Annotated in this window: 21 protein-coding genes and 2 tRNA genes; 13 read left to right on the top strand and 10 right to left on the bottom strand. The window is 66.5% G+C overall.

Features of this window, described 5'->3' with window-relative positions:
* Positions 1–204: hypothetical protein (locus L6Q21_RS16420; protein WP_237831832.1), on the top strand; the 204-nt coding region annotated here is incomplete at its 5' end.
* 98 nt (positions 205–302) lie between these two features.
* Here the strand turns inward: L6Q21_RS16420 and L6Q21_RS16415 are convergent.
* The gene (locus tag L6Q21_RS16415; protein WP_237831831.1) at positions 303–773 is read right to left on the bottom strand and encodes an outer membrane protein assembly factor BamE; all 471 of its coding nucleotides are present in this window, start codon (positions 771–773) and stop codon (positions 303–305) included.
* Between the two features lie 169 nt (positions 774–942).
* Between L6Q21_RS16415 and L6Q21_RS16410 the strand changes: the two genes are divergently transcribed.
* The 3 genes from L6Q21_RS16410 to L6Q21_RS16400 are packed head-to-tail and all read left to right on the top strand — an operon-like array spanning position 943 to position 3169.
* Positions 943–1452, top strand: coding sequence for a ubiquinol-cytochrome C chaperone family protein (locus tag L6Q21_RS16410; protein ID WP_237831830.1), 510 nt, complete (start codon positions 943–945; stop codon positions 1450–1452).
* The gene (locus L6Q21_RS16405; protein WP_237831829.1) at positions 1449–2003 is read left to right on the top strand and encodes a YceD family protein; all 555 of its coding nucleotides are present in this window, start codon (positions 1449–1451) and stop codon (positions 2001–2003) included. The genes L6Q21_RS16410 and L6Q21_RS16405 overlap by 4 nt, the downstream gene beginning before the upstream one ends.
* The gene (locus tag L6Q21_RS16400) at positions 2000–3169 is read left to right on the top strand and encodes an aminotransferase (RefSeq protein WP_237831828.1); all 1170 of its coding nucleotides are present in this window, start codon (positions 2000–2002) and stop codon (positions 3167–3169) included. Before L6Q21_RS16405 ends, L6Q21_RS16400 begins: the two co-directional genes overlap by 4 nt.
* Positions 3170–3323: 154 nt before the next feature.
* Here the strand turns inward: L6Q21_RS16400 and L6Q21_RS16395 are convergent, their stop codons facing one another.
* Positions 3324–3485, bottom strand: coding sequence for a DUF1674 domain-containing protein (locus L6Q21_RS16395; RefSeq protein ID WP_237831827.1), 162 nt, complete (start codon positions 3483–3485; stop codon positions 3324–3326).
* A gap of 52 nt (positions 3486–3537) precedes the next feature.
* On the opposite strand from L6Q21_RS16395, the gene L6Q21_RS16390 reads away from it, so the two are divergent.
* The 3 genes from L6Q21_RS16390 to L6Q21_RS16380 are packed head-to-tail and all read left to right on the top strand — an operon-like array spanning position 3538 to position 6597.
* Complete coding sequence (locus L6Q21_RS16390; RefSeq protein ID WP_237831826.1) at positions 3538–4377, top strand: SDR family NAD(P)-dependent oxidoreductase; 840 nt, start codon at positions 3538–3540, stop codon at positions 4375–4377.
* A gap of 32 nt (positions 4378–4409) precedes the next feature.
* Positions 4410–5336 (top strand): zinc metalloprotease HtpX, encoded by a 927-nt coding sequence (gene htpX, locus L6Q21_RS16385; RefSeq protein WP_237831825.1) that lies wholly within the window; start codon positions 4410–4412, stop codon positions 5334–5336.
* Between the two features lie 25 nt (positions 5337–5361).
* Complete coding sequence (locus tag L6Q21_RS16380) at positions 5362–6597, top strand: RsmB/NOP family class I SAM-dependent RNA methyltransferase (RefSeq protein WP_237831824.1); 1236 nt, start codon at positions 5362–5364, stop codon at positions 6595–6597.
* 12 nt (positions 6598–6609) lie between these two features.
* On the opposite strand, the gene L6Q21_RS16375 is transcribed toward L6Q21_RS16380, so the two are convergent.
* The gene (locus L6Q21_RS16375; protein WP_237831823.1) at positions 6610–7155 is read right to left on the bottom strand and encodes a glycine zipper 2TM domain-containing protein; all 546 of its coding nucleotides are present in this window, start codon (positions 7153–7155) and stop codon (positions 6610–6612) included.
* Positions 7156–7495: 340 nt separating this feature from the next.
* Between L6Q21_RS16375 and L6Q21_RS16370 the strand changes: the two genes are divergently transcribed.
* Positions 7496–8524 (top strand): esterase-like activity of phytase family protein, encoded by a 1029-nt coding sequence (locus L6Q21_RS16370; RefSeq protein ID WP_237831822.1) that lies wholly within the window; start codon positions 7496–7498, stop codon positions 8522–8524.
* Between the two features lie 108 nt (positions 8525–8632).
* Here the strand turns inward: L6Q21_RS16370 and rpmB are convergent, their stop codons facing one another.
* Together rpmB and L6Q21_RS16360 are read right to left on the bottom strand one after the other, a co-directional pair.
* A complete protein-coding gene (rpmB, locus tag L6Q21_RS16365; protein WP_237831821.1) occupies positions 8633–8929 on the bottom strand; it encodes a 50S ribosomal protein L28 in 297 nt (98 codons plus the stop codon).
* Between the two features lie 165 nt (positions 8930–9094).
* Positions 9095–9721: an FMN-binding negative transcriptional regulator gene (locus L6Q21_RS16360; RefSeq protein WP_237831820.1), complete on the bottom strand. Its 627-nt coding sequence runs from the start codon at positions 9719–9721 to the stop codon at positions 9095–9097.
* Positions 9722–9863: 142 nt separating this feature from the next.
* Here L6Q21_RS16360 and L6Q21_RS16355 point away from each other — a divergent pair, with 142 nt between their 5' ends.
* Positions 9864–10148, top strand: coding sequence for a YciI family protein (locus L6Q21_RS16355; protein WP_237831819.1), 285 nt, complete (start codon positions 9864–9866; stop codon positions 10146–10148).
* 10 nt (positions 10149–10158) lie between these two features.
* Here L6Q21_RS16355 and L6Q21_RS16350 read toward each other — a convergent pair whose 3' ends face one another.
* Positions 10159–11349, bottom strand: coding sequence for a serine hydrolase domain-containing protein (locus L6Q21_RS16350; protein ID WP_237831818.1), 1191 nt, complete (start codon positions 11347–11349; stop codon positions 10159–10161).
* A 75-nt stretch (positions 11350–11424) separates the two neighbouring features.
* Between L6Q21_RS16350 and L6Q21_RS16345 the strand changes: the two genes are divergently transcribed.
* The 4 genes from L6Q21_RS16345 to L6Q21_RS16330 all read left to right on the top strand — a co-directional run bounded on the left by L6Q21_RS16345 (position 11425) and on the right by L6Q21_RS16330 (position 15646).
* A tRNA-Val gene (locus L6Q21_RS16345) sits at positions 11425–11499 on the top strand.
* A gap of 288 nt (positions 11500–11787) precedes the next feature.
* Positions 11788–15078 carry a TonB-dependent receptor gene (locus tag L6Q21_RS16340; RefSeq protein WP_237831817.1) on the top strand — a complete coding sequence of 1097 codons (3291 nt, stop codon included), beginning with the start codon at positions 11788–11790 and terminating at the stop codon, positions 15076–15078.
* 95 nt (positions 15079–15173) lie between these two features.
* Positions 15174–15258: transfer RNA gene (locus L6Q21_RS16335), tRNA-Leu, on the top strand.
* 196 nt (positions 15259–15454) lie between these two features.
* On the top strand, positions 15455–15646 hold the full coding sequence (locus L6Q21_RS16330) for a DUF2061 domain-containing protein (protein WP_237831816.1): 192 nt from the start codon (positions 15455–15457) through the stop codon (positions 15644–15646).
* 6 nt (positions 15647–15652) lie between these two features.
* Here L6Q21_RS16330 and L6Q21_RS16325 read toward each other — a convergent pair whose 3' ends face one another.
* The 4 genes from L6Q21_RS16325 to L6Q21_RS16310 all read right to left on the bottom strand — a co-directional run bounded on the left by L6Q21_RS16325 (position 15653) and on the right by L6Q21_RS16310 (position 19576).
* Complete coding sequence (locus L6Q21_RS16325) at positions 15653–16186, bottom strand: DUF2939 domain-containing protein (protein WP_237831815.1); 534 nt, start codon at positions 16184–16186, stop codon at positions 15653–15655.
* Between the two features lie 116 nt (positions 16187–16302).
* Positions 16303–16728 carry an OsmC family protein gene (locus tag L6Q21_RS16320; protein WP_237831814.1) on the bottom strand — a complete coding sequence of 142 codons (426 nt, stop codon included), beginning with the start codon at positions 16726–16728 and terminating at the stop codon, positions 16303–16305.
* A gap of 2 nt (positions 16729–16730) precedes the next feature.
* Positions 16731–18128 (bottom strand): alanine/glycine:cation symporter family protein, encoded by a 1398-nt coding sequence (locus tag L6Q21_RS16315; protein WP_237831813.1) that lies wholly within the window; start codon positions 18126–18128, stop codon positions 16731–16733.
* A complete protein-coding gene (locus tag L6Q21_RS16310; protein ID WP_237831812.1) occupies positions 18125–19576 on the bottom strand; it encodes an alpha/beta hydrolase in 1452 nt (483 codons plus the stop codon). Before L6Q21_RS16310 ends, L6Q21_RS16315 begins: the two co-directional genes overlap by 4 nt.
* Between the last annotated feature and the right edge of the window lie 44 nt (positions 19577–19620).

Genomic DNA, 19620 nt, shown 5'->3' with positions numbered 1-19620 from the left:
GGCTTAGCCGCGCTTTTTCTTTCTTTCCTTCCCTGCGCCCAAACGGACTCGCGCGGCTTGGCCGCGCGGCCGTTCGTGCAACAAGACCGAAGCTGGCCGGAGCGAGAGCCGGCCGGCGGCAAAGCCGCCGAGTCCGGCCGGAAGGGCAGGGAAGAAGAAAAAAAGCGCGGCAAAGCCGCTCCCCGTCGGACGGGCCGCGGCTAGAGAGCCGCGACTCCGCCGGCCGTGCCTGCGGCGAGTCTGCGGGCCTTCGGACGATTTCTACGAAATCCTCCTCCAGGCCGCAGCCGCCTTCGGCCTCGTCACTGAGGCCCGCCACCCCCCGCACCCGGCATGGACCCCACCGTGCCAAGGTTCCCGAACAGATCCTCCAGCAGCGAAGCCTCGCGGCCCAGCGTCGGCGTGCGGTCGCTGTTGGGCGAGATGTTCGCCACCTGCTCCAGCCCGCGCCGCTCGACACCCGCCACATTGCCCGCCTTGTCGAAGCGGATGATCAGCACCCGCTGCGTCTCCGGCTTGGGCCGGGCGAAGGCGAGCTGCTTGGTGTTGCGGGAGACATAATACCAGGTGTCGTCGCTCCACTGCGCGGCCATGGTCGGGCGGCCGAGCGCCTTCTGCACCGACTCCTTGTTGTCCACGCCCGGCTGCACGGAGGCGACCAGTTCCTCGTCGGCGATATAGCCCTGATTGTTCATCATCTGCTTCGAGGTGCTGCAGCCGGCGAGAGCGGCGGCGAGGGCGGGCAGAAGGATCAGGCTGGTCTTGGGCGACATTCGGGCAAAGGCTCCGTCAGGATGCTCGGGCGTCCGCTTGATAGGCGCCTCTCTCCCGGCCATATGCGGCGGGAAAGGCGCGCTTGCAAGCAAGGGTGCCGGGCTGGCTCGATTCCCGACTATCGCGCCAGCCAATGAATTGCCCCTGAACCGAAGGATTTCCGCCTTCATGTCCTTCCTGTCCCGCATCCTGAACCCGCCGCCGCCGCCGCTTGCCGATTTGTGGAACTGGATCACCGCGACCGCCCGCGAGCCGCGCTGGTATCTCCGCCACGCCGTCGCCGACACGGTGGACGGCCGCTTCGACATGGTGGCGCTGGTGACGGCGCTGGTGATGCTGGAGATGGAGGGGCGGGGGCTGAAAACCGAAACCTCGGTGCTGACCGAGCGCTTCGTGGACGACATGGACGGGTCGCTGAGGGACATCGGCATCGGCGACATGGTGATCGGCAAGCATATGGGGCGGGTGATGGGGGCGCTCGGCGGCCGGCTGGGCAGCTATCGCGCGGCGCTGGTGGAGGAAGGCGACGCGCCGCTCGCCGAGTCGCTGGCGCGCAACGTCTATCGCGGCGAGCCGCCCGAGGGCGCGGCCCTGGATCTGGCGCAGGCGGTGCGGGCGCTGGCCGCGCGCATCGCCGCGACCCCGGATGCCGCCCTGCTGGCGGGAGATGTGGCATGAGCGAAGGCGGGAAGGGTGGCACAGGCCAGTTCAGCCTGAAAGTGCCGCTGGCGAAACTGGGCAGCCGGCCCTTGCCCTTCCATCTGGAAGCGGATGCGGTGGTCCGCGCCGGGCTGGTGGAGCGGTTCGGCCTGGCCGGCCTCGACCGGCTTGTGGCCGATCTGGAAGTGTCGCGCGAGGGGCAGGGCGCCCGCGTCTCCGGGCGGTTCGAGGCGGATGTGGCGCAGACCTGCATCGTCTCGGGCGAGCCGGTGGCCGCGCATGTGGCGGAGGCGATCGCGCTGCAATTCCAGCCGGACATCGCCGCGCCGGGGCAGGAGATCGAGCTGGAGGAAGAAGCGCTGGACGTGCTGCCGCTGGAGGGCGAGAGCGTCGATCTCGCCGAGGCGGTCGCGCAGTCTCTGCTGCTGGCTCTGGACCCCTATCCGCGCGCTTCGGAAGAGGTGCTGGCCCGCGCCCGGCGGCATCTGCTGAGCGAGGAGGAAGCCGCCGAGCTGGAGGCGCAGGCGAAGGCGGCGACCAACCCCTTCTCGAAACTCCGTTCGAAATGAGCGGCTTGCCGGCCGACCCGATCCCGGTCCGCACCACCATCTTCGAGCATATGTCGGCTCGGGCCGTGGAGCGCGGGGCGATCAACCTGGGGCAGGGGTTCCCGGACGGCGCCGGCCCGGACTCGGTGCGGCAGGCGGCGGCGCGGGCGCTGCTGGAAGGGCCGCACCATTATCCGCGCATGCGCGGGACGGAGCCGTTGCGGGCGGCGCTCGCCGGTTTCTACGCCGATACGCAGGCGCTCGCCTATGATCCGGCGGCCGAGATCGTCGTCACCAGCGGCGCGACCGAGGCGCTGGCGTCGGCCATCCTCGCGCTGCTGGCGCCGGGTGACGAGGCGGTGATCCTGGAGCCCGCCTATGACGCCTACGCGCCGCTGGTGCGGCGGGCGGGGGCGACTCCGCGCTTCGTCCGCCTGCAACCGCCGGAGTGGCGGGTCGGGCGGGCGGCGCTGGAAGCGGCGATCACGCCGAAGTGCCGGGCGATACTGGTGAACGATCCGGTGAACCCGACCGGACGCATGCTGGACTCCGACGAGCGCGCCATCCTCGGCGAAGTGGCGCGGGCGCACGACCTGCTGATCGTCGCCGACGAGGTGTGGGAAGAGGTTCGCCCGGCGGCGCGCCCGCATGTCTCTCTGGCGGCCGACCCGCTGCTGCGGGAGCGGGTGGTGAAGATCGGCTCGGCCGGCAAGATTTTCGAAGTGACGGGCTGGAAGGTCGGCTGGGCGCTGGCCGCCGCGCCCATCGCCGCGCGGATCGCCGCCACCCACCAGTATCTCACCTTCACCACATCGCCCGCCTTGCAGCAGGCGGTGGCCGAAGGGCTGGCGGGGGAACGGGCTTGGCTGGAAGGCATGCGCCGCGCGCAGGAAGCGAGCCGGGCGCGGCTGGCGCAGGGGCTGGCGGCGGCCGGCTATGCCGTCCTGCCCTCGGAGGCGACCTGGTTCCTGTCGATCGACCTCGCGGCTTCGGGGATCGCCAGGACGGACGTGGAATTCTGCGCCGAACTGGTGGACCGGCATGGAGTCGCCGCCATTCCCGTCAGCGCGTTTTTCGAAGGGGAGGGCGCGCCTTCCAACGTCGTGCGCTTCTGCCATGCGAAGGCGCCGCAGACCATCGACGCCGTGCTGGAACGGCTGAAGGCCGCGCGGCCGCGTTTCGGCTAGGTTGGGAAGCTATACGAGCCGTTGTTATAGTTTCCCTTCACCCCGGGCTTGACCCGGGTCCAGCTTTCTTCCTCGAACGCTGCGCCAGCAGAAAAAGCTGGACCCCGGGTCAAGCCCGGGGTGACGAGGGGGAGGGGAATATGAACCCCCGGCCCTAGAAGTCCGAGCAGATTCCGTTCTTTTCCCAATCGCCGTAGCGGGTCGGCTCCGGGCCGTCGCGTCCGCCGATTTCGGGCGGCAGCGGCTTCGGCTTGCCGGGCGTTGCTTGCGGCACATCCTGTGCCTCTTGCTTTTGGGGGGTGTCTTTATCGCGCATGGCACAGCCCTTAGCATGCGTTCGGACAGGATAAGAAGGGGTGGGACGCGGCATGAGCGAACTGCAGGGAAAAGTGATCGCGGTGACGGGGGCCGGCAGCGGCATCGGCCGGGCGCTGGCGCTGGGACTGGCGCGGCGCGGCGCGACCGTGGCGCTGGCCGACCGGGACGAGGCGGGGCTCGCCGAAACCGTGCGGCTGCTCGGCAATTACCCTTGCAGCTACAGGGTGTTCGACGTGACCGATCATGCCGCGCTGAAAGCCTGGATCGACGCCGTGCCGGCGGAGTTCGGCGGGCTGGACGGGATCGTCAACAACGCCGGGCTGTCGGTCGTCGCCCCGTTCGCCGATTGCCCGCGTGGCGATTTCGACCGGGTGATGGCGGTGAACTTCGACGCGGTGGTGGAAGGCTGCCGGCAGGCGCTGCCGCATGTGAAGGCGCGCGCCGCCGCGCAAGGGGCGGGGTGGATCGTCAATATCTCCAGCGTGTTCGGGCTGATGGGCTACCCCACGCAAAGCGCCTACAACGCCTCCAAATACGCCGTGCGCGGCTTCACCGAGGCGCTGCATCTGGAATTGCTTGAGACCGACCCCAATGTGCGGGTGATCCGCGTGCATCCGGGTGGAATCAAGACGAATGTTGCCCGCAACGCCAAGGTGGTCGCGCATATGCCGGGCACGCCCGCCGATCTGGACAGCGCCGCCGCGTTCGAGAAAGCCGCCCGCACCACGCCCGAGGACGCCGCCGAGACCATCCTGCGCGGCATGGAGGCGGGCCGGCACCGGGTGCTGATCGGGCCGGACGCCCGCTTCGTCGACTGGGTGGTGCGGATTTTCCCGGTAAGCTACTGGAAGCGCATCGGCCATTTTCTGGGGGCCGGCGAAGGCCGTTGATTTTCCGCCAGCTTCCCCCAAATAGCTGAGCCATGAATCATATTCGCACTTTCATGCTGATGGCGGCGATGGCCGCCCTCTTCATGGGCATCGGCTGGCTGATCGGTGGCCAGTCCGGCATGACGGTCGCCTTCCTGATGGCGGCGGGCATGAACCTGTTCGCCTATTGGAACAGCGACAAGATGGTGCTGAAGATGCACCAGGCGCAGGAAGTGGGGCCGGGCCACCCGCTGTTCGAGATCGTGAAGCCGCTGGCGGAACGCGCCGAACTGCCGATGCCGCGAGTCTATATCGTCGAGCAGCCGCAGCCCAATGCCTTCGCGACCGGGCGCAACCCGGAAAACGCCGCCGTCGCCGCGACCAGCGGGCTGATGCGCATGCTGGACCGCGACGAGGTGGCGGCGGTGATGGCGCACGAACTGGCGCATGTGAAGAACCGCGACACGCTGGTGATGACCATCACCGCGACTCTGGCCGGCGCCATTTCCATGCTAGGGAATTTCGCCTTCTTCTTCGGCGGCAGCCGCGGCAACGGCCAGTCCAACATGCTGGTGGCGCTGGTGGCGATGATCGTCGCCCCGATCGCCGCGGCCCTGGTGCAGATGGCGATCAGCCGCACGCGCGAATATGGCGCCGACGCCATCGGGGCGGACATCAGCGGCCAGCCGCTGAAGCTCGCTTCGGCGCTGGCGAAGCTGCAAGGCGCGGCGGAGCGGATTCCGAACCCCGTCGCCGAAGCCAATCCGGCGGCGGCCGCGCTCTATATCATCGAGCCGGGGCTGGGCGGGGTGCGCGACAATCTGTTCAGCACCCATCCGGCGCCGGAAAACCGCATCGCCGCGCTGGAGGAAATGGCCGGCAGCCTGCTGCCGCCCGTGGCCGTCGCGCCGGCGCTGGAGCGCAGGCCGAGCGCCCTCAACCCGAACGCCCAACAAAGGCGCCGCAATCCCTGGGGCTGACAGCCGGGCAGCGCGCCCGGAGGATGTGCCGGGGCTGGCGCCCCGGCGCGCGGCCGTGCATCTGCTGCATGCCGTGACCGTGCTTGGCCGCCCGCTGGACGGGCAGCTCGACCGGCATCTGGCCGGGCTTTCGCCCAGCGACCGGGCATTGGCGCGGGCGCTGACGGGCGGAGTGCTGCGGCATATGCCGGGCCTCGATTCGCTGATCGATTCCGCCTGCGCGAAGCCGCTGCCGGCGGATGCGCGGGCGCGGCAGGTGCTGCGCGTGGCGCTGGCCGGCCGGCTGCTGCTGGATACCCCGCCGCACGCCGCCATCGCCACGGCCTTGCCGCTGGTGGAAGGCGGGCCGCGCCGGCTGGTGCATGGCGTGCTCTCCACCTTGTTCCGGGAAGGGGCGGAATTGCCGCCGCCGTCGCTGCCGCCCATCTGGGCGGAGCGTTGGGGCAACGCCTGGGGCGAAGCCGAGGTGGCCGCCGCCGCGCATCGCCTCGCCGGCGTGCCGCCCACCGATCTGGCGCTGAAGGATGCCGGCCGCACAGCCGAGTGGGCGGAAAAGCTGGGCGCCGTCAGCCTGATGCCGGGGCATCTGCGCCTGCCGGGCTCGCAGGCGGTGGAAGCGCTTCCCGGTTTCGACACCGGCGACTGGTGGGTGCAGGACATCGCCGCCGGCTTGCCGGCGCGGCTGCTGGGGCCGGTCGGGGGGCTGGAGGTTCTGGACCTTTGCGCCGCGCCCGGCGGCAAGACGCTGCAACTGGCGGCGGCCGGCGCGCGTGTCACCGCTCTGGACCTGTCCGCCTCCAGGCTGAAGCGGCTTCGCGCCAATCTGCAACGCACTGGCCTCGACGCGCAGGTGGTGGAAGCCGATGCGCTGATATGGGAACCGGGACGGCGGTTCGACGCCATCCTGCTGGACGCGCCCTGCTCGGCGACGGGCACATTCCGCCGCCATCCGGATCTTCTCTATCTGAAGGCCGACCTCGATCTCGGCCGGCTGGTGGCGCTGCAGTCCGCGTTGATGCGGCAAGCCGCCCGCTGGCTGAAGCCGGGCGGGCGGCTGGTCTACGCCGTCTGCTCGTTGGAGCCTGCGGAGGGCGAGGGGGCGTCGCCCCCCGCAGGGCTCCAGGCCGACCCTGTCGGCCTTTCCGAGCTTCCACCGGGCCTGTCGCCCGCTGGAAACACCGTCCGCACATTGCCTTCGCTTTGGGGGGAAGCCGGCGGGGCGGACGGGTTCTTCATCGCCCGTTACCGGGCTGGTGCCTGAGCGCCGCCGCGCTTAGCGGCAGCGGACATTTCCTTTCGCCAGCTCGTTGCCCAGCACCGCGCCCAGCGTTCCGCCGATCACGCTGCCCAGCCGCTTGTCGCCTTCGCGGGCGATCACATTGCCGAGCGTTCCGCCGGCAAGCGCGCCGACGATGAGGCCGGTGGTTCCATCCTGGCGGCGGCAATGCACCTGCCCGTTGGAGCCCCACCAATAGGGCTGCTGATAACTGGCGCCACGCCAGTTCTGATTGCCATAATAGGTGGAACCATTGTTCCAGCCGTTCTGCGTGTAGCGATTGCCGTTCCAGCCATTGCGATTGTCCCGGCGGCTGTCGGCGCGGACTCCGTCGCGATAGCCCTGCGCATAGGCGCGCCGATCGTCCCGGCGAGCGTCCTGGCGGACACCCTGCCGATAGCCCTGAGCATAGGCCCTCGATTCGCCGCGGCTGTCGCGCCATTCCTGACGGCCACGGTCGCGGCGATGATCGTCGGCAAAGGCAGGGCCGGCAAGCGAAAGCGCGGCGAGACCGGCAGCGATGGAAGTGATGGCCCTTTGCATTGTGGAACCCTTTCCTGATTGTGGGAAAAGATTGCGATAAGGCCACTTGCACTAGTCTGAAGCGGCCGTTCATCGGCAAGACAGGCTTCGCCGCGGCGGCTAGCTTGGGGCCTCATATTCCCCTTCNGGGTCCAGCTTCTTGGCTCAAGCCGGCCGGAAAGCTGGACCCCGGGTCAAGCCCGGGGTGACGGAAAGTATATCAATTCCTTGTATGGGCTCTCGACCTGGAGCATGTCCCGTCCAAATGGAATCGTTGGAACGGGAACCTGTTCGGAAAACAAGGAGTTAGAGCGGCCGTTTTGATTCAATCAAAACGGGATTCGTTCCAAGGAGGCGCATCATGCGGATATGGATCACAAACGGGCTTGCCTCGGCCGCTCTGGCGGCCGGAGCGCTTCTGGGGGTTTATGCGGCGGGGCCTGCGCTCGGTTCCGGCCCGGTGCGGGAGATTGCCGTCGCCGCGAAACCCGTCCCCCTCAGCACCGCCGATGCCGCCGCCGACCGTGTGGGACGGCTGCGGTTCCTGGGGGCGCTGGTGCTGGAGTCGCCCGACAAGCGTTTTGGCGGCCTTTCCGACCTGTTGTGGGAGCCCCGGTGCCAGCGGTTCCTCTCCGTGTCGGACACCGGAAACTGGGCGATATTGGAACCGGAAGAGCAGGGCGAGCGCCTGACCGGGCTGAAAGCCGCCTGGCTTGCGCCGCTTCTGGACGAGAAGGGCGCGCCGCCCGCCAGCAAGACGGCGGCGGATGCCGAATCGCTCGCCCGAACGGCGGATGGCGACATCTGGGTGTTTTACGAGCAACACCACCGCGCCGAGCGTTACCATGGGGTGAGCGCCTGCGAACCCGCCTCTCTGGCGCTGCCGGCGAAGGAGCGGCGCCTGTTCCCGGGCACCGAAGGCTGGCCGGCGAATGGCGGGATGGAGGCGACGGCGGCCCGCGGGCAGTCCTTCATCATCCTCGCCGAATCGGTGCCGGCGGCGGACGGCGGGCGGCAGGGTCTGGAAGCGGGGGACGGGCCGGTGCCCCGCCTTTTCCGCTGGACCCCGCCCGAGGGGCATGAGCCGACCGGCATGGACCTGTTCGAAGGCGCGGACGGCAAGACGCACATGCTGGTGGTGCATCGCCGATTCTCGCCCTTCACCGGCGTTTCGGCGGCCATTTCGGAAGCGGTGATCGACGAGCCGATTGCCAGCCATGTGGCGGGGCAGGAGATCGCCCGGCTGGCGCCGCCGCTGACGGTCGACAATATGGAGGGGATCGCCATTCGCTCCGAGGGCGGGCGGCGCTATGTCTATTTGCTGTCGGACGACAATTTCAACCGGCTGCAGCGCACGATCCTGATGAAGTTCGAGCTGCTGCCGGAATAGCCGATATGCCAGAAAGGCCGCTTCGAGCGGATCGAAGCGGCCTTTCTTTCAATCGGGCAGGCTTTCAATCAGGCAGGCCGACCCGCCCCGCAGGGGCGGGAAGGGGTTTCAGGCCGCGGCGGCTTCCGAAACCTTCTTCGCCACATCGCGCTTCAGGCGACGGGCACGCAGGCTGAGGTCGGAATCGCTGGACTTCAGCAGCCAGTTGTCGAGACCGCCCACATGCTCGACCGAGCGCAGGCCATGGGTGGAGACCTTCAGGCGCACCGATCGGCCAAGCGCCTCCGACATCAGCGTGACCGCCTGCAGGTTGGGCAGGAAGGTGCGCTTCGTCTTGTTGTTGGCGTGGCTGACATTGTGGCCGATCTGCCGACCCTTGCCCGTGAGCTCGCAAACGCGCGACATGTGGGTGTTCCTTGAATCTAACTCGTGTCGTGAAACCCGGCGGCTGGGCCGAGCGAAAATCGAAGCGCGGCCCATAGCTCCCGCCACCCCATGCGTCAAGTTTTATCCCCATCCGATCGCTGCAACCGGAGGCTGCCGCAGAGCCTGTCCGCACAGCCCGTCCACTCAGTCCAGAGCGACCCGGCCGGCGAGTTTCCGGTCGGTCGCGAGTTCGCTTCGCGCCAGCCCTTCGGCCACGCCATGTCTGTCGCGGGCGGAGCGGTCCTGGCTCATCTTGCGGGCGCATTCGATGCGGGTGATCGGTATCCGGACGCCGACAATCCCGCGCAGCAGCTTTGCGATATAGTCTCCGGGCGCATCGGCAAGCGTCCATGGCCGCTCGCGCGCCTGCTCATGCAGGTCGGAAAGCCGCTCCACAACGGCCAGCAGCGAGGCTTCATCCTCGAAAAACCGAGCCGGGCCATGCGCGTGCACGACTTCGTAATTCCAGGTGGGAACGGCCTTCCCATGCTCGAGCTTGGAGGGATACCAGGAGGGGGAGACATAGGCTTGCGCTCCGGTGAAGATCACCAGCGCCTCGCCAGCCGGCGCCTGCTTCCATTGCGGATTGGCCCGGGCGAGATGGCCGTAAAGCGTGCCTTTCTCCCCTTTCTTCTCGTCCAGGAACAAGGGCAGAGGCGTGGCTGCAAGGCCTTGCGCTGTCGCGGTCACCAGCGTGGGCAGGCGCGCCTCGCGCATGATCCGGTAAGCGACGGCCGGATCCCGTTCCTGAAAACCGGGTGGAATATGCATCGGGCCTCGATAACATGGCCCGTCGCCATCGGCCAGAAACCAGCCGCTCGCGCCATGTTCAGGCGGAGTAATGGGAAAAGGCGTTCATATTTCTTGCCCGAACGGCTGGACCCGTCTTTCCAGCCATGCCAATAAACCGCCCGTGCCCGTCTACGCGATCCATTGTATCGACAAACCCATGCAGCAGCCGCTGCGCGCCGCCACGCGCGCTGAGCATCTGGCCTATCTGGAAAGCGCGATGGAGCAGGTGGTGGTGGCCGGGCCGCTGCTGGACGACGAGGGGACTCCGATCGGCTCCATGCTGCTGATGGAATTCCCGGACCGCCGCGCCGCCGTCGCCTTCGCGGCCGACGACCCCTACGCTAGGGCCGGCCTGTTCGCGAGCGTCGCGGTGACCGCCTGGCGCCAGGTTTTCCCCAAGGCCTGACGGCCCCACTTCACTCGACCGCCGAATAGACAAGCGTGCGAAGCTGGCGGCGGACCGGCCAGGTGGAGGACGGAATGAGCTGCGTCAGGAACAGCACCGTCATTTCCTCCGCCGGGTCGACCCAGAAGAAGGTGGAAGCGGCGCCGCCCCAGAAATAATCGCCATTGTTGCCGGCGACCATCGTCTTGTGGATGCCGGTGGTCGTCGCGAATCCCAGGCCGAAGCCCACGCCTTCATAGGCGGCTTCCGAAAAGGCGGAGCGGGAAAGCTGCGGCAGATCCTTGCCGCCGGGCAGGTGATTCGCCGTCATCAGCTCCAGCGTCTTGCGGCCGACGAGGCGCGGCTTGCCGGTGCGCAGCGCTTCCGCGAACTTCAGATAGTCGTCAGCGGTCGAAACCAGCCCGCCGCCCCCGGAAATGAAGTTGGGCGCCTCCAGGAAGGACGAGGTCTCGGCCTGATCCTGCACGTCGAGCCCGCCCTTGGGGTTCGGCTGGTAGCAGGTGGCCAGCCGGTGGGACTGGCCCTCGCGGACGTGGAAGCCGGTGTCCACCATGCCCAGCGGGCGGAAGATGCGCCGCTCCAGAAACTGCTCGAAGGGTTCGCCGGCGATCACCTGCACCAGCCAGCCGACGACGTCCGTCGCCACGGAATAGTTCCACCAGTCTCCGGGAGAGAATTCCAGCGGCACGTCCGCCAGCAGGTCGATCATCCGCTCCAGCGTCATATCGCCCTTTTCGATCTCGCCGATCCCGAGCTGGCGATAGGCGGCGTCGACATTGCCGTTGAGCTGGAAGCCATAGGTCAGCCCGGCGGTGTGGCGCAGGAGATCGATCACCAGCATCGGCCGGGCGGGCGCGCCGGTCTTCCAGCCGGTCTTCAGCGTGCCGCCTTCATAGACCTGGAGATGCTTCCACGAGGGGATATAGCGATGCACCGGGTCGTCGAGCTGCAGCTTTCCTTCCTCCACCAGCATCATCAGCGCGATGGAGGTGATGGGCTTGGTCATGGAATAGATGCGGAAGATCGTGTCGTCGGCCAGCGGGCGGCCGCTGGCGATGTCGGCATGGCCCTGGACGTTCGAATAGACGGTTTCGCCCCGATGCAGGACGCGCACCAGCGTTCCGGGCAGGCGGGCAGGCTCCAGATAGCTGGATTTCAGAAAACCTTCGATGGCCGTCAGGCGCTCATGGTTCAGCGGCATATCTCTCCCTTTGCATCGAGCCGGAACTGGCGTAGCAGCGCAAACGCGCCAGAAAAAGGCGGAACGACCGAATGTGGGTGGTTAGCTCAGCGGTAGAGCATCTCGTTTACACCGAGAGGGCCGGGGGTTCGAAACCCTCACCACCCACCACGCGGTTCAGGCTTCCACGCCTTGGGGCAGGGCAGCGTCTGCTGCGAAATCGCGGCCTTCAAATAGTTGTAAGAAACTGTTGCTGCACTGCAACGGACACAGGAATCCGCGTGCGGAATGTCAGGCTTCATCGGTTCGACGCAGCGATGCAACAAAAATGTCATGGTGTCGGACCAATGGCGCTCCCGATCGCTCGTTACGGTTTTTTCGTGGCTGGCGAGTCGCCGTTTCCCGGCCGGGAGATCGGGCGACCCAACATCCGTCCCAATACGCAGGGGTTCAAAATCTATGGCACTCAGGCTCACTTCCATGCTGCTGGCGGGTCTCCGCCTTGGCGCGTCGGCTTCCGTCCTCGCGCTGGCGGCCACATCGGTGCACGCCCAGGAAGTAACTGGCACCATTCGCGGCGAAGTGCAGGACGACGCCGGCAACCCGCTTGCCGGCGCGACGGTCACCATCACCCACGCGCCGTCGGGCACCCGCTCGGTGCAGACGACGAACGCCACCGGCACCTTCTCCGCTCCGAACCTTCGGGTCGGCGGTCCTTATGATCTGACAGTTTCCGCCGACGGTTTCGATGAAGCCAAGGCCACCATTTCTAGCCTTGCGGCCGGCCAGCCGCAGCGCATCGCCGTCACTCTGGTTCCGGCGGGGCAGACGATCGAAGTGACCGCCTCGCGCCGTTCGAACGTCACGCTCGCCAGCGGCCCGGCGACGATCCTGTCGGCCAACGACATCGCTGGCGTGGCTTCGATCAACCGCGACGTTCGCCAGCTCGCGGCTCGCGACCCGATGGTGTCGCTGGACCCGACGAACGGCACGGGCGCCATTTCGATCGCCGGTCAGAACAACCGATTCAACCGCATCACCGTGGACGGCATCGCCTTTGGCGACCCCTTCGGCCTTGAGGCCGGCGGTCTCGCCTCGTCGCGCGGTCCGGTTCCGCTGGACGCGATCGGCGAATTCTCGGTGGAAGTCGCTCCGGCCGATATCCAGCAGGGCAATTTCCAGGGGGGCGCCGTCAACAGCGTTCTCAAGTCCGGCGGCAACGAGTATAATTTCACCGGCTTCTATTCCTACACGTCGGACAAGCTGGGCGGCACCCGCACCCGCGACATCCGCGTCGATCGCGACTACAAGTCGACGGTGTGGGGCGTGCAGGCGACCGGTCCGATCATCAAGGACAAGCTCTTCTTCGCCGTCACCTATGAGCAGATGCAGAACAAGACGCCGTCCGATGTCGGCCCGGCTGGCGAGAATTTCGCCAACACACTCGCGGCCGTCACCCGCGCGGATGTGACGAAGGTTCAGGAAATCGCGAACCGCGTCTACAATTACGATGCGATGGATGTCGCGGAATCGGTGGACGAGAACGACAAGAAGCTGGCGGTCAAGCTCGACTGGAACATCACCGACAACCACCGGGCAGCCTTCACCTACATCTATTCCAAGGGCGATCTGCTTGCGGGCCAGACCAGTGCGAACCAGGTCGGGGCGAGCAACCCGACGCTGTCGCTGCAATCGAACAACTATTCGCAAGGCTCGATCAACCATTATTGGGTCGGCCAACTCAACTCGGACTGGTCGTCCAACTTCTCGACCCAGGTTCGCGTGAGCTACAATGATTACAAGCGCCTGCAATCGCCCTATAATGGCCGGGATTTCGGCCAGTTCCAGGTTTGCTTGACCGATACACCGACGGTTGGAACTACGTCACCCAACTGCGCTGGCGGCGTTGGCCGTATCCAATTCGGTCCCGACGTCTCGCGGCAGGCTAACGAACTGACGGTGAAGACGCTCGGAACCGAACTGCAGGCACGCTACCGGCAGGATCGCCATGATGTGAAATTGATCGTGGAGCGCCGCCAGCAGGACTATAACAATCTCTTCGCGCAAAACGTCTCCGGCAACTGGCGCTTCGATTCTCTCGCGGACCTGGAAGCCCAGCGTGCGAACAGCCTCTTCATTGCCACTCCGGTGAGCGGCGATATCAACGATGTGGCTGCGATCTTCAAGGCCACCACCTGGACGTTCGGCGCGCAGGATGTGTGGGACGCGACCTCCGATCTATCGCTGCAGTTCGGCCTTCGCTACGACCTTTACGAAATGGGCGACCGGCCGGCTTTCAACCAGGCCTTCACCGATCGCTACGGTTTCACCAACACGTCGACGCTGAATGGCCGCGGCGTGTTCCAGCCGCGCTTCGGCGCCAACTGGCGGCCGACCGATCGCCTGACCGCAAGGCTGTCTGCCGGCCTGTTCGCCGGCGGCAGCCCGAACGTCTGGCTTTCGAACAGCTTCTCGAACCCCGGCCCCTTGCTGGCGAGCAGCACCATCCAGCGGACGGCCAATGGCACGTTCTCCATCAGCGACATTCGTGGCCTGACGCCGGAAGAAGTGCAGGCGCTTGGTGCGGCGACGCTGAACGGTGTGACCGGCGGCACGGGCATTCCCAATGCCCTGCTGGAAAAGCTCCGCACCGCCGGCCCGGCTCTCGCCGCCACCAACGCCATCGACCCGAGTCTGCGCCTGCCGTCGCAATGGCGCGTCGCCGGCTCGGTCAACTATGAGGCGAACCTCGGCGCTCTGGGTGATGACTGGAACTTCGGTGCCGATGTCGTCTGGTCGCGCGTCAAGGACGCCTGGACCTGGACCGACCTGCGCTCGACCCCGAACGGCAAGTTCCTGCCCGACGGTCGCCCGCAGTATATGGCCGGAGTCACCGGCAGCAACAACCAGGACTTGCTGATCTACAACACCGACAAGGGTTATAGCTGGAACATCGTCGGTCATTTCAACAAGCGGTTCGACTTCGGTCTTGACGTGAACGGCGCCTATACTTGGCAGCGCGTGCGGGATGTCAGCTCCGCCACTTCGTCCACGGCAGGCTCGAACTTCGGCAACGCTGCGGCGATCGATCCGAACCACTCCGCCTATGGCATCTCCAACTACCAGCGTGACAACGCCTGGCGGCTTGGCGTCGGCTATCAGAAGGAGCTGTTCGGCGACAATGTCAGCCGGATCGACCTGTTCTTCAACTCGACCTCGGGTCAGCGTTACAGCTACACCTTCCAGGACTCGACCTCGGGGCGCTCGGCGGTGTTCGGCACCACGGGCACCAACAACCGCTATCTGGTCTATGTGCCGGACGTGTCGTCCGCCACGGCCGATCCGCTCGTGCAATATGCGACGACGGCCGACTATGAGAAGATGCGCGACCTGGTGCTGAACGGGGATCTGAAGGGGTATCAGGGCAAGATCGCGCCGAAGAACATCGGCCGCTCGCCGCGCTGGAACAAGCTGGACCTGCACATCAGCCAGGAAATCCCGTTCGTCTTCAGCGGCAAGGTGGAAGTGTTCGCGGACTTCGAAAACGTCCTGAACATGCTGAACAAGGATTGGGGTTCGCTGCGCCAGGTCAGCTTCCCCTATTATGCAACCGTCGCCAACGTGGCCCTGAACGCGGACGGCAGCAAATATATCTACTCCAACGTTCGCAACCCTTCGCTCACCAACTCGTCCACGATCTCGATCTGGCAGGTTCGGCTTGGGGCGCGTCTGAGCTTCCGCGGCCTCTGAGAGGTCCGCTGATCTCAAAAAAAGGGGGCGGTGCAATATTGCGCCGCCCCTTTTCTTTTGCTGGGCGAACGGCTAGCGCAATCCGCCTGCGACAGGCCCCTGTGGCGGAATTGGTAGACGCGTCCGACTCAAAATCGGATGCCGCAAGGCTTGCCGGTTCGAGTCCGGCCGGGGGTACCAGACGGCAGCGGTGTGTAAGGCTTGCCTATCGTGGCGGGCCTCTAGCGGTCGGCCAAAGCTGGCAAAGCCGAATTCAGGTTCCGCCCGCGCCGCATATTGATTTCCCAACTGATAATCAGTTGCAAAAATGGTTGGCAGAACCCAGATTCGCCGGGCAATAGGCGCCCAGTCGCGTCTAGCTTCGAAGGACCAGGGTATGCGCCGTATAGCGAAAACCGCCAGCTATTGGTGCGTGCATATCACCGTGGCAGTTCTGCTCGCCTATTTGCTGACGGGCAGCCTGTCCGTGGCCATGGCCATCGGCTTTCTGGAACCCACCGTTCAGGCCGTCGTCTTCTATATCCACGAATGGCTTTGGGAACGGAAGTCGGGCCGGATATCCACCTGAAGCCTGTCAGGCGCCGGCTGCCGGCGGCCGGGCATGCGGCAGGTCCACGCCGTCCAGCTTCCAGCCAAGGCCGTCGCGGCGGAACAGCAGGGCCGGATGTCCCTCGCCTTCGGCCAATTGCAGGCGAAAGCGCTCGAGGCCCTCGCGTTCGATTTCCAGTTGCGGGGCCGCCAGCAGGGCCAGGCTTTCCAGGCCCACGGGCGCGGACCATTCGCCGGCGGCCTGCAAGGATGCCAGCGCAAGCCCCATGGCTTCCGGCGACAGCGCGCTTTCCACCATCTGGTCGACAAAGCCCATCGCCAGCCCGATCCCCAGCGCTTGCAGCGAATTCGGCGGTGCGGCTTCGGCCTCGGCGGCGAGGCGTGCCCGAATGGCGGATTTCAGCGAAGCGCGGAGTTGCGGGAAATCGACATGGGCGGCAAAACGCTCGACATCCCCTGAAAGGGCGGCCCGCTGCATGGCGTGCACGGTGTAATAGGGCGACGCCGCATACCATCCGCCACCTGCCAGCAGGGGAAGGCAGAGGAAAGACGCAAGCATGAGATTCGCCCGCCGAGGCAAGCGGCTGGATCGCTGCATGAAGGAATGTCCCTGGCGATGGTTCGCGGATGGCGCATTCCTGGAACAATCCGGCGGAACCGCGGATGAACGGCTTTCTATTCTTCCGCCGTTCGGATCAGCGGCGTTCCCTCCAGCGTGCGCTGCACCGGACATTTGGCGGCAATCTCGATAAGCTTCCTGTGCTGTTCCGCCGTCAGGTCCGGGCCTTGCAGCCTGATCCGCTTGGTGAACACGTCCTGCCGCGCATTGCTGGCGCCTTCGCCGCCCTTCTGGTGCGTCAGCGTCACTTCCACATGCTCCAGAGGCCATTTCTGCTGCTCGGCATACCAGCGGATGGTCATGGCGGTGCATTCGCCCAGCGCCGCCGTCAGCAGGTCATAGGGGGCTGGCCCCAGATCCTTGCCACCGGCGTAATCCTGCGGCTCGTCCCCCAGCAGGTCATGGCCGGATACCTGGATGGCCACGGAATAGCGGCTGTCGCCATTTTCGCGCACATGGGCGGTGGTCAGCTTCTCGGCCATTTTCAGTTCCCCAATTGCCGTTCATGGAAATAGCGCTGCATTTCGGCCCGCAAGGGTTTTGCCAGCAGATAGAGGCCGATGATGTTCGGAACCGCCATCAGGAAATAGACCGAGTCCACGAAGTCCACGATCTTGCCCATTTCCAGGATCACCCCCAGCGGCAGGATGCAGCAGAAGGCGGCCTTCACCGCCAGTTCCCGCTTGCGCCCATGGCCGAACAGATATTGGCAGGCTTCCGCCGCATAGAAGCCGTTGGCGATGACGGTGGCATAGGCGAACAGGAACACCGCCACCGCCAGCAGCATGGGAAACCAGCTGGAAATGGTGGCGAAGGCGGCGGTGGCGATCTCCACCCCCTGCAGGCCGCCGTTGGTCGCCGGATCCCAGGTGCCGGCCACCACGAAGGCGATTCCGGTGATGGTGCACATCACCACCGTGTCCATGAACGGCTCGATCAGCGCCACCAGCCCTTCGGAGGCCGGCTGCCGCGTCTTCGCCTGCGCATGGGCGGCGACCGCGGTGCCGAGGCCCGCCTCGCAGCTGTAGATGGCGCGGCGCATGCCGGTGACGAAGGCGCCCAGCATGCCGCCGAAGGCGCTTTCGGCGGTGAACGCTTCCGAGACGATGAGGCCGATGGCGCCCGGAATCCGCTCGAAACCGGCGAAGAGGATGGTGAGGCAGCCGGCCATGAAGATGAGGCTCATCGCCGGCACCAGCACCGATGTGGCGCGGCCGATCCAGCGGATCGAGCCCAGCAGCACCAGCGCCACCATGAAGGCGAAGAACAGGCCGAAGCCGAGGCGGCTTTCCACCCCGAACTGCTGGGCGACCGGCGGGAAGGCCTGGTTCACCTGGAACAGCGACAGCGAGCCGCCGATCATCAGGAAGGCATGGAACAGCCCCAGCCCGCGCCCCAGCTTCGGCAGGCCGATGGAGGCGAGGCCGCGCTCCAGCGTCACCCAGGCGCCGCCGCGCACCCGCCCATATGACAGCTCCTCGCGGAACATCAGGCCCAGCGTCACCTCGGCGCATTTCAGGCCCATGGCGAAGAGGCCGATCACGAACATCCAGAAGATCGCGCCCGGGCCGCCCACCGTCAGCGCCACGCCGATGCCGGCGATGTTGCCAAGGCCGATTGTGCCCGAAAGCGCCGTGGTCAGCGCCGCGAATTGCGAAACCTCGCCCGGGGCGCTCGGGTCCCAGTAGCGGCCGCGCAGGATCCGCCAGGCTTCGGAAAAGCCGCGCACCTGCGGGATGCCCAGCCAGAAGGTCATGAAGACCATGGCGACCGCCAGCCACAGCACCACCAGCTGCACCTCCACGCCGCCGATGGGCACGGTGGCGAAGACGAAGCCGGAAAGCCGGTCGATCCCCGCTTCGATCAGGGCGATGGCGCTCATGCCGCGGGCTGCATCCGGGTGTCGATCTGTTCCAGCATCCAGGGGAAGAAGGGGTTGGAGCTGACCCGCGCCAGCGCCGCCGGAGAAATGCTGAGCACGCCATTCTCGCCGCGCGTGGCGAGCGCGCCCAGGGACACGCCCTGCACATCGGCCGGGTCCGGGTTGGCGCCGTAGAGCCCGTCCGACAGCGGGAAGGGCAGGGCGACATGGCCGAGCGAGAAGAAGTCCCGGCGGTAGGGCGTCGCAAGCGGCGCGTCGGTCGAGCCGGTGGCGCCGGGCTCGAAGCTGCGCACCACCGTTTCCGCGTTGCCCGGCGCGGCGTTGGCGATCACCCGGATGCGGTAAGGCTGCGGCGATCGCGGCAGCAGGCCCTCAAGAGCCCGATCCGCCGAAGCGCGGACGAGGGGGCCGACATAGGCGGCGCGGTTCACGTCGAACAGCACCAGTTCCGAGCCGTTGGCCGGCAGATGCTCGAACAGCCCGGAAACCACCGCCTGCGAGCTGACGGTGGAATCGACGGCGGACTGGAAAGCCAGCACTGGGGGCATTTTCTGCACCCGGCCGCTTTGCTTCGCACTTTCGAACTTCTGCGCGAGCACATTCGTCAGCCGATGCGCTTCTGCTCCGGCCTTGACCGGGAAGCTGTTGTATTTGAAGGGGTTGTATTCCGGTATCACATCCAGCCAGGCGGCGTTCACGAAGGCGGGGAAGATCGCCGGCAGGCCGGCAAGGCCGGTGAAGCGGGCGAAGCGCGTGAGGCCGATCATCGGCGATACGAGGACGATCTGCTGCGGCTGCCCCAGAGCCGGATTCTCCAGCGCGTCGAGCGCATGGCCGACGGCGAGCGCCCCGCCGTTCGAATAGCCGACGAGGTGGATCGGCTTGCCCGGCGCCGCGCGCATCGCCTCGCGCACGCCGAGCCTCGTCGCCGCTTCCCATTGCTCGACATTGGCCTTGGTGAGCCCGGCGGGCACGGTGCCATGGCCCGGCAGGCGCACGCCCACCACCGCCCAGCCGCGCGCCTGATAATGCAGGCCGACATGGCGCAGGCTGTAAGGCCCGTCCGTCAACCCGTGCAGCAGCACGGCGACGCCGGCGGGCTCGCCGGCGGGGCGCAGTTCGAAGCTGCGGTTCCAGTCGGTCGGCAGCTTCGGGGCGTGCATCGGCGCGTTGGCCCAATAGCGGTTCTGCGCAAGCTGCTGCGCCTTCGGAAGCTTGTCCACCACTTCCGATTTCACCTGCGCGAACACCCGTTGCTCGCGCGCCAGCCAGCCCTTCCAGTCCATATTGTCGATTTCGCCCGGCGACGGTTCATCGGGGGCTTCGGTATGCCACAATTGCAGCGGCGGCCCGCGCATCGCCTGGATCGCCCGGACAATGAACACGGCGGCCAGCAGCGCAAGAGCTGCCAGCGCCAGGAATCTGATGAGGCTGAAAATGGCTGTCATGTGCCTTTGCTAGCGGCAAACCCGCTTCGCGCAAGAGCGCTTTC

The sequence above is a fragment of the Sandaracinobacteroides sayramensis genome (genome assembly GCF_022014495.1).
In the GTDB taxonomy this organism is placed as follows: Bacteria; Pseudomonadota; Alphaproteobacteria; order Sphingomonadales; family Sphingomonadaceae; genus Sandaracinobacteroides; species Sandaracinobacteroides sayramense.
The sequence above is the reverse complement of the archived record's forward strand: the minus strand, read 5'-3'. Positions and strand labels throughout refer to the sequence as shown.

Excerpts from the sequence above, each read along its gene's own strand:
- htpX (WP_237831825.1), top strand. The coding sequence starts at position 4,410 with ATGAATCATATTCGCACTTTCATGCTGATGGCGGCGATGGCCGCCCTC.
- L6Q21_RS16310 (WP_237831812.1), bottom strand. The coding sequence starts at position 19,576 with ATGACAGCCATTTTCAGCCTCATCAGATTCCTGGCGCTGGCAGCTCTT.
- L6Q21_RS16415 (WP_237831831.1), bottom strand. The coding sequence starts at position 773 with ATGTCGCCCAAGACCAGCCTGATCCTTCTGCCCGCCCTCGCCGCCGCT.
- L6Q21_RS16410 (WP_237831830.1), top strand. The coding sequence starts at position 943 with ATGTCCTTCCTGTCCCGCATCCTGAACCCGCCGCCGCCGCCGCTTGCC.
- L6Q21_RS16315 (WP_237831813.1), bottom strand. The coding sequence starts at position 18,128 with ATGAGCGCCATCGCCCTGATCGAAGCGGGGATCGACCGGCTTTCCGGC.
- L6Q21_RS16320 (WP_237831814.1), bottom strand. The coding sequence starts at position 16,728 with ATGGCCGAGAAGCTGACCACCGCCCATGTGCGCGAAAATGGCGACAGC.
- L6Q21_RS16350 (WP_237831818.1), bottom strand. The coding sequence starts at position 11,349 with ATGCCGCTGAACCATGAGCGCCTGACGGCCATCGAAGGTTTTCTGAAA.
- L6Q21_RS16395 (WP_237831827.1), bottom strand. The coding sequence starts at position 3,485 with ATGCGCGATAAAGACACCCCCCAAAAGCAAGAGGCACAGGATGTGCCG.
- rpmB (WP_237831821.1), bottom strand. The coding sequence starts at position 8,929 with ATGTCGCGCGTTTGCGAGCTCACGGGCAAGGGTCGGCAGATCGGCCAC.
- L6Q21_RS16370 (WP_237831822.1), top strand. The coding sequence starts at position 7,496 with ATGCGGATATGGATCACAAACGGGCTTGCCTCGGCCGCTCTGGCGGCC.
- L6Q21_RS16390 (WP_237831826.1), top strand. The coding sequence starts at position 3,538 with ATGAGCGAACTGCAGGGAAAAGTGATCGCGGTGACGGGGGCCGGCAGC.
- L6Q21_RS16405 (WP_237831829.1), top strand. The coding sequence starts at position 1,449 with ATGAGCGAAGGCGGGAAGGGTGGCACAGGCCAGTTCAGCCTGAAAGTG.
- L6Q21_RS16360 (WP_237831820.1), bottom strand. The coding sequence starts at position 9,721 with ATGCATATTCCACCCGGTTTTCAGGAACGGGATCCGGCCGTCGCTTAC.
- L6Q21_RS16400 (WP_237831828.1), top strand. The coding sequence starts at position 2,000 with ATGAGCGGCTTGCCGGCCGACCCGATCCCGGTCCGCACCACCATCTTC.
- L6Q21_RS16375 (WP_237831823.1), bottom strand. The coding sequence starts at position 7,155 with ATGCAAAGGGCCATCACTTCCATCGCTGCCGGTCTCGCCGCGCTTTCG.
- L6Q21_RS16325 (WP_237831815.1), bottom strand. The coding sequence starts at position 16,186 with ATGCTTGCGTCTTTCCTCTGCCTTCCCCTGCTGGCAGGTGGCGGATGG.
- L6Q21_RS16330 (WP_237831816.1), top strand. The coding sequence starts at position 15,455 with ATGCGCCGTATAGCGAAAACCGCCAGCTATTGGTGCGTGCATATCACC.
- L6Q21_RS16340 (WP_237831817.1), top strand. The coding sequence starts at position 11,788 with ATGGCACTCAGGCTCACTTCCATGCTGCTGGCGGGTCTCCGCCTTGGC.